8 protein-coding genes are annotated in these 6,757 nt (G+C 28.1%); 3 read left to right on the top strand and 5 right to left on the bottom strand.

The features are described 5' to 3' along the window. Positions 1-175: 175 nt before the first annotated feature. Positions 176-868: a phosphatase PAP2 family protein gene (locus FUA26_RS15835; protein ID WP_147131092.1), complete on the top strand. Its 693-nt coding sequence runs from the start codon at positions 176-178 to the stop codon at positions 866-868. Here the strand turns inward: FUA26_RS15835 and FUA26_RS02490 are convergent. Both FUA26_RS02490 and FUA26_RS02485 read right to left on the bottom strand, forming a co-directional pair. After that, positions 861-1,718 (bottom strand): lysylphosphatidylglycerol synthase transmembrane domain-containing protein, encoded by an 858-nt coding sequence (locus FUA26_RS02490; RefSeq protein ID WP_147131089.1) that lies wholly within the window; start codon positions 1,716-1,718, stop codon positions 861-863. The genes FUA26_RS15835 and FUA26_RS02490 overlap by 8 nt on opposite strands. Next, positions 1,681-2,682: a glycosyltransferase family 2 protein gene (locus tag FUA26_RS02485; protein WP_147131087.1), complete on the bottom strand. Its 1,002-nt coding sequence runs from the start codon at positions 2,680-2,682 to the stop codon at positions 1,681-1,683. Before FUA26_RS02485 ends, FUA26_RS02490 begins: the two co-directional genes overlap by 38 nt. 42 nt (positions 2,683-2,724) lie before the next feature. Here FUA26_RS02485 and FUA26_RS02480 point away from each other — a divergent pair, with 42 nt between their 5' ends. Next, complete coding sequence (locus FUA26_RS02480) at positions 2,725-4,311, top strand: ArnT family glycosyltransferase (RefSeq protein WP_147131085.1); 1,587 nt, start codon at positions 2,725-2,727, stop codon at positions 4,309-4,311. Positions 4,312-4,384: 73 nt separating this feature from the next. Next, entirely contained in the window at positions 4,385-4,885 is a 501-nt protein-coding gene (locus FUA26_RS02475) for a hypothetical protein (protein ID WP_147131082.1), read from the top strand. Here the strand turns inward: FUA26_RS02475 and FUA26_RS02470 are convergent, their stop codons facing one another. The 3 genes from FUA26_RS02470 to FUA26_RS02460 are packed head-to-tail and all read right to left on the bottom strand — an operon-like array spanning position 4,886 to position 6,757. Beyond that, positions 4,886-5,122, bottom strand: coding sequence for a DUF6095 family protein (locus FUA26_RS02470; protein WP_147131081.1), 237 nt, complete (start codon positions 5,120-5,122; stop codon positions 4,886-4,888). Further along, complete coding sequence (murQ, locus tag FUA26_RS02465; RefSeq protein WP_147131079.1) at positions 5,109-5,927, bottom strand: N-acetylmuramic acid 6-phosphate etherase; 819 nt, start codon at positions 5,925-5,927, stop codon at positions 5,109-5,111. The genes FUA26_RS02470 and murQ overlap by 14 nt, the downstream gene beginning before the upstream one ends. A gap of 20 nt (positions 5,928-5,947) precedes the next feature. Continuing rightward, complete coding sequence (locus tag FUA26_RS02460; protein ID WP_147131077.1) at positions 5,948-6,757, bottom strand: DUF4249 domain-containing protein; 810 nt, start codon at positions 6,755-6,757, stop codon at positions 5,948-5,950.

Genomic DNA, 6,757 nt, shown 5'->3' with positions numbered 1-6,757 from the left:
ATACTTAAGCTATATTCTGTTTAATAAATCAATTGTTAACTCAAATTCATATAATAGTTTTTTAAATTAACATTCTTTTTAGGTTACTACTATTTTAATAATATTGGTTTAAAATATGTTTTACTTTGTGTTTATTTTAAAGCTATAGTTTTAGAAAACTTTTAAAATTATAGTTATGTTACACAAAAGGCTATTTAATGTATTGCTAGTGTTTTTTTGTTTTTTATTCTTAATTACTCCATTATTATTACTAGAGAAAGGAACAGTTTTATTATTTATTAATAAAAATCATTCGTTTTTTTTAGATGGCGTTTTCAAAATATTGAGTAGTATTGGTAATGGTTTTAGTATTGTTTTTATTGGAGTTTTATTGCTTTTGTTTTTTAAAGTTAAGTATGCATTTCAATTTATATTTTCTTTTCTTATTCAATTATTTATTGTTTTGATGTTTAAAGAGGTTTTATTACACGGTAGTTTTAGGCCATTTAAATATTTTGGTAGTAATGAAGGGGCTGTTATTTTAAATTTAGTAGAAGGTGTTAAAATATATAACTTTGGAAGTTTTCCTTCAGGACATACTGCTACTATATTTTTTATCACAACTTTTTTAGCATTGTGTATAAACAATAGTATTATTACTTTTTTATTAATACTATTGTCGTTTCTTGTTGGTATGTCTAGAATATATTTAGTTCAGCATTTTTTTATTGATGTATATTTTGGTTCTATATTTGGTGTGTTATCTTCGGTAATTGCATTTATGATAATTAACAGCTATAAAATACCTTGGTATAACAGATTTATTTTCCCTAATGTATTTGATGTTTTTGCCAGAACTGAAAGATTAACAACGCCTAAGTTTAGATAATTTTTTTGTCTTCATATTTTATACCAAAAATAGTATAATAAACACCTAACAATGATATTATAGCAGTAATAAGGTTAAATGCTAAACCAATAGCAATACCTGTTTGTGTATTAATTAATAAATAGTTGGAGGCTTGTAAGTACACATATTCTCTTATACCAAATCCTGAAAAGGAAACGACTGATAATACCGAGGAAACCAAAAATATTAAAATATAAGGAATTAAATTGAACTGTGAAGTAATTGCATAAACCAAGCAGCAAATACAGGCTGATTGCAATAATTGTATAATTAAAGATATACAAAAAGTTTTATTATATACCTTTTTAGAAAGAAAATTAAAAATGTAGTTTATAATTACTTTTCCAGTAAGAAAGGATAAAATACTTAGTAATATTAATGTATAAGTTAGCCATATAGTTTTTATTATTAATGTTGAAGTTAGTAATAATATTAGGGCTATTATAGCATTTAAACCAATTAATCTATCAACAATAATACTTTGCGTGAGTGTTTTAACTTTCCATTTATATGTTTTATTTAATATAAATACCTTGTAAGCATCTCCACCAATACCTCCTGGAATAAAAAAGTTGTAAAACATACCAACTACATACAATTTAAGGTTTGTTAGTGCTTTAATTTTAAAATTAGCTTGATGTAATATAGTTAAAAGTCTATATGATGATACTATTTGCGAAATTGTAAATAGAACAATTGCTAAACATATAATTAACGGATTACTGTTTTTGTATAAATTGAAAATTTGGTTTATATCAATTTTTTGAAGAACGAAATAAAGCAGAAGAACACTAACTGATAATTTGAGAAGTAATTTTATTTTCTTCATACATGTTTTTTGATTCAAAAGCTGAAATTTTTCTAATTCTGTAAGGTTTTTTCTTTTGAGATTCAAAATAAGTTTTCATTAATAAATCTGTAATTATGCCTATTGTGAAAAATTGAATGCCAATTAAAACCATCATAACACCTAAAATGAGTATAGGTTTTCCCCATATATTTTGCCCCAGAATTTTTAAAATTAGAAGATATATATTTATTGAAGATCCAATACCAAAAAATATTAAGCCCATATTACCAAATAAATGCATGGGCCTTTGCAAATATTTACGTTGAAAAAGAATTAAAAGTAAATCATTTACAACTTTAAAAGTTCTACCTAAGCCGTATTTAGATTTGCCGAATTTCCTTTCGTGATGTTTCACAGGCACTTGTGCAATTTTAGCACCATTTAAGAAGGCCGATAAATTTATAAAACGGTGCATTTCGCCGTATAAGTTAAGCTCTTTTGCTATTTCTTTGGTGAAAATTTTAAGAGCACAACCTTGATCTTTTAAGTCTAATTTTGTGGCTTTTCTAATAATAAAATTTGCAATTTTAGATGGTATTGTTCTAACAAAATTATCTTTTCTTTTGGCTCTAATACCTGTTACAACATCCCAATCTTCAGTTTTTAACTTTTGTAGCATTGCAGGAATATCGGTTGGGTCATTTTGTAAATCGCCATCCATTGTAATTATATAATCGCCTTTAGCAGTGTCAATACCAGCAGAAAGCGCTAAACTTTGTCCGTAGTTTTTTCTAAGTTCAATTAAAGTTACATGAGGCAAATTCATTTTTAAAATATTTACCCGTGTATTATCAGTTGAAAAATCATCAATAAATATTATTTCATATTGAAAACCTTTTAAAGCATTATCAATACGCTCGGTTAGTAAAGCTACATTATCTTCTTCATTATAAACGGGAATGATAACAGAAAGGTAACCATAATCTAATTTGGAAAATGCCATAATACATTTAATTTGAACTATAACAGCAATATTAATTGATGTATGCTATTAGAACGTATTCTTAATGATAAGAAATTACTAAGTGTTTTTATAATAAGCTTATTTGTATGTGGATTTTTTATTCACGGATTTCCAATTTATATTTTAGATGAAGCTAAAAATAGTGAAGCAGCTAGAGAAATGTTAATTAATAATACGTTTATTATTCCAACATTTAATAATGTTTTACGGACAGACAAACCTCCATTACATTATTTTTTTATGATGTTAAGCTATAAAATGTTTGGAGTAAATGCATTTGCAGCACGCTTTTTTTCTTCAGTTTTTGGGGCGCTTACAATTTTAGGTACATTTTATTTTACAGCTAAATTATTTAATAAACAAGTAGCTATAATAACGTGGTTTATACTTTTAAGCAGTGTATTTTTTGTACAAGTATTTCATCAAGCAGTTCCAGATCCATATTTAATTTTTTTTGTGAGTATGAGTTTGTTTTGCTTTCTAGATTTTTATATGAATAGTGCAAAACTAAGCTTGTTACTTTTTTATGTGTTTTTAGGCTTAGGTACGCTTAGTAAAGGTCCTGTTGCTATTGCTTTACCAGGATTAATCATTCTTGTTTTTTTATTATTCAAAAAAGAGCTTTTTACAAAAAAAGTATTTAGTTGTTATCCCATTTTAGGAGGTTTACTAACCTTTTGTATTGCTATACCATGGTTTTTAGCTGTGCATAAAGCTACTAATGGATTGTTTACCGAAGGTTTTTTTTTAAACCATAATATTAATAGGTTTAGTAGTAAAATGGAAGGGCACGGAGGCATTTTTTTAATTACTTGGGCTTTTGTTATTTTAGGGCTTTTACCGTTTTCAGTATATATAATTCAAGGCTTTAAACATGCTTGGTTACATAAAAACCAAACCTTTGTGCTATTTGCGCTTATTGTATCTGTGGTATTTATTGTGTTTTTTAGTATTAGCGGTACAAAGTTGCCCAATTACACCATGCCTTGTTATCCGTTTTTGGCTTTTTTAATAGCTTTTTATATTCAAAAAATAATAGAAAAAAAAGTGCCCCTCAAATGGTTTAAACGGAGTAGTTTTGTGCTCATTGTAATTTCAGTTTTGTTACCAATAGGCGCTTTTGTTGCGTTTAATATTGAAAAACAATTACAACCTGTAAAATGGTACAGCTTATTTTTGTTAATAGCCACAATAGGGGCTTTTGTTGGCTATTATTTTATAAAGAAAACTTTTTTAAAAAGAGGTATAGTAGTTATTGGTTTTAGTTGGGTAGTTTTAGGTATGGTAATTTTTGGAGTTATTTATCCTAAATTGATTGTTTTAAACCCGGTTGAAAAATCATTTTCTGTAATTCCTAAGCAATCCAAAATTGTAGCATATAAGCGTTTAGATGCCGCTTTTCCTATAAACTACAAACAAACTTTTGAAGTTTTAAACACCAAAGAAGCTATTAATAAGTTTTTAGATGCTAATGAAAATGGTATTGTTATTTCAAATTTTAAGCACACGAAAAAAGATTTTGAATCTGAAAACATTGAAATTTTACTTGAATACAAGGCTTTATTTGAAAACCATAAAACAATAATTTTTAAAAAAACGGAATTTTAAGTAAGCTATTGGATTGTTAACGGACTAACATCAAAAATTTTTCAATTCAAATTATTTAACTATTTTAGTTTCTATGGATAAAATTATTGCTGCTACCCTAAAAACCCTTGAAAAGTCTAGATTTTTATTAGAGCAGTTATCCGATGAACAATTACAAAACGCTTCTGTTTCGCCTTATTGCTCCAGTATTGGTTGCCATATTAGGCATATTTTAGATTTTTATGATTGTATTTTTAATGTTGATGAAAATAACGTGGTTAATTTAACTGCCAGAAGTAGAAATAAGGCTGTTGAATGTGCTTGTTGTAAAGCATTAAGTTACTTAGCTAATATTGAAAATAGTTTGAAATCTTTTAATTTAGATATACAAACACCCGTTAAAGTTATTGATGATTTAGGTATGGGAAAAGTTGAAATGCCTTATACCATGGCATCTTTATTTTCGCAAGCCAATAGCCACACCATTCATCATTATGCTATTATAAACTATATTCTTGAAGGTTTAAAAATTAGTTTTAATGATAGTAGTTTTGGTTACAACCCAACAACACCAAAAAATGTAAAGGCCTCATAATTATTGTTTTTTAAACATACTATTTAAAATAGTATTAATGCCCTTAAAAGCTAAAACTACTGCTGTAATAGCTATTAAAATTCCAATAATTAAAATTATAGTATCTATAGGTTTTTTTAAACTTGTTTGCGAAATGTAAATTAAAGTAGGCCCTAAAAACATGCAGCCTAATGAACCACCCATAAATTTTAGGCCTTTTATAAGTATTTCTTTATCGGTTCTGTTAGTTTTGGTCATTGTAATTATTAATAGCTAAACGCACACTGCCATATTTATTTAGTAATTTTTGTGCTTGGTTTTCAGGAATATTTAGTTCTTTCATTATCATTTTTGTGCCCCTGTCAACTAATTTATTGTTGCTAAGTTGCATATCAACCATTTTGTTTCCTTTTACATGCCCTAATTGAATCATACTTGCAGTGGTAATCATGTTTAAAACTAATTTTTGGGCAGTACCAGCTTTCATTCTAGAACTTCCTGTAACAAATTCTGGGCCTACAATAACTTCAATAGGAAATTGAGCAGTTTGTGATAGCGGACTGTTATGATTACAAGTAATACAACCTGTTACAATATTATTTTCATTACATGTATTTAAAGCTGAAATGACATAAGGTGTAGTACCAGATGCTGCAATACCAATAACAACATCATTAGATGATATGTTATGTTTTTGAAGATCTTCCCAACCAAGGGTTGTTGAGTCTTCAGCAAATTCAACAGCTTTTCTTATAGCTGTATCACCACCAGCAATTAAGCCAATAACTAAACCATGATCTACGCCAAAAGTTGGCGGACATTCTGAGGCATCAACAATACCTAAACGGCCACTAGTGCCAGCTCCAATGTAAAATAATCTACCACCAGATTTTAGTTTTTTTACAATTTCAGAAACTAAAATTTCTATTTGTGGTAACGCTTTTTCAACAGCGTATGGTACCGTTTTATCTTCGTTGTTAATGTTGGTTAACAGTTCATTTACACTCTTTTTTTCTAAATGATTGTAATTTGAATCTTGCTCGGTAGTTTTAGTAAAGTTCATAAATTCAAAAATACATTAATTTATTGAACAGTATAGGTGAAAACATCAGTTTCAGTAACCCTAAAATAGCCTAACGGATAGTTTTCTGGGTTTGTTTCATTTATGCAATTACCTCTAACCGTTGCTGGTTGGGTTTCAAAAGGGTCTCCAGTTTCATCATCGGTTTGTTGTAAGAGCACAAAAATATAATTGTAACAACGTTGCGAAATGCCAGATAACTTTATTCTTAACAAGTCATCTTTTTTTAAATCTTCATCAACATAAAATCCGAAAATTTGATTTCCGTTATTAAACTCATCGTCATAAACCTCAAGAGTTGGCATATTTCCATCGTTACCAAATTCAAATAAATAATAATTTTCTTGGTTTGAAGGATCAGTATAATAAGCTTTAATTTCAATATCTTCACCAGAAAAGCCACCATTGTCATTTTGTTCAACAAAATCAATAGGAACTACAGGAATTAAGGTTTCAGTAGCTATATAAGTTTGGTTTTCATAAATAACAGTAAGGGTATATTGCATGTTAATTTGGGGCACAAAGTTGTAATTTTTGTATAATCCTTGTAATTCTTCATTAAAAATAAATGTATTATTATCGGTATCTGTAACAGTAACGCTTGCACCTGTTGCTGGTGGTATGTTAACATCAAAATACGGGGCGGTTAGGCTTAATTTTATTTCTTGTTCATTGCCTGTTGTGCCTTTTTCCCAAGAAAGTGTAGCATCAATTACCAGTCTTGGTGGTACGCTTTCTAAATCAACATCAATAACATCTTCACAAGAAAACATTAAACAAAATAGAGATAATAAGATTATAATTTTTTTCAT

The sequence above is a fragment of the Seonamhaeicola algicola genome (assembly GCF_007997385.1).
Taxonomy (GTDB): domain Bacteria; phylum Bacteroidota; class Bacteroidia; order Flavobacteriales; family Flavobacteriaceae; genus Seonamhaeicola; species Seonamhaeicola algicola.
The sequence above is the reverse complement of the archived record's forward strand: the minus strand, read 5'-3'. Positions and strand labels throughout refer to the sequence as shown.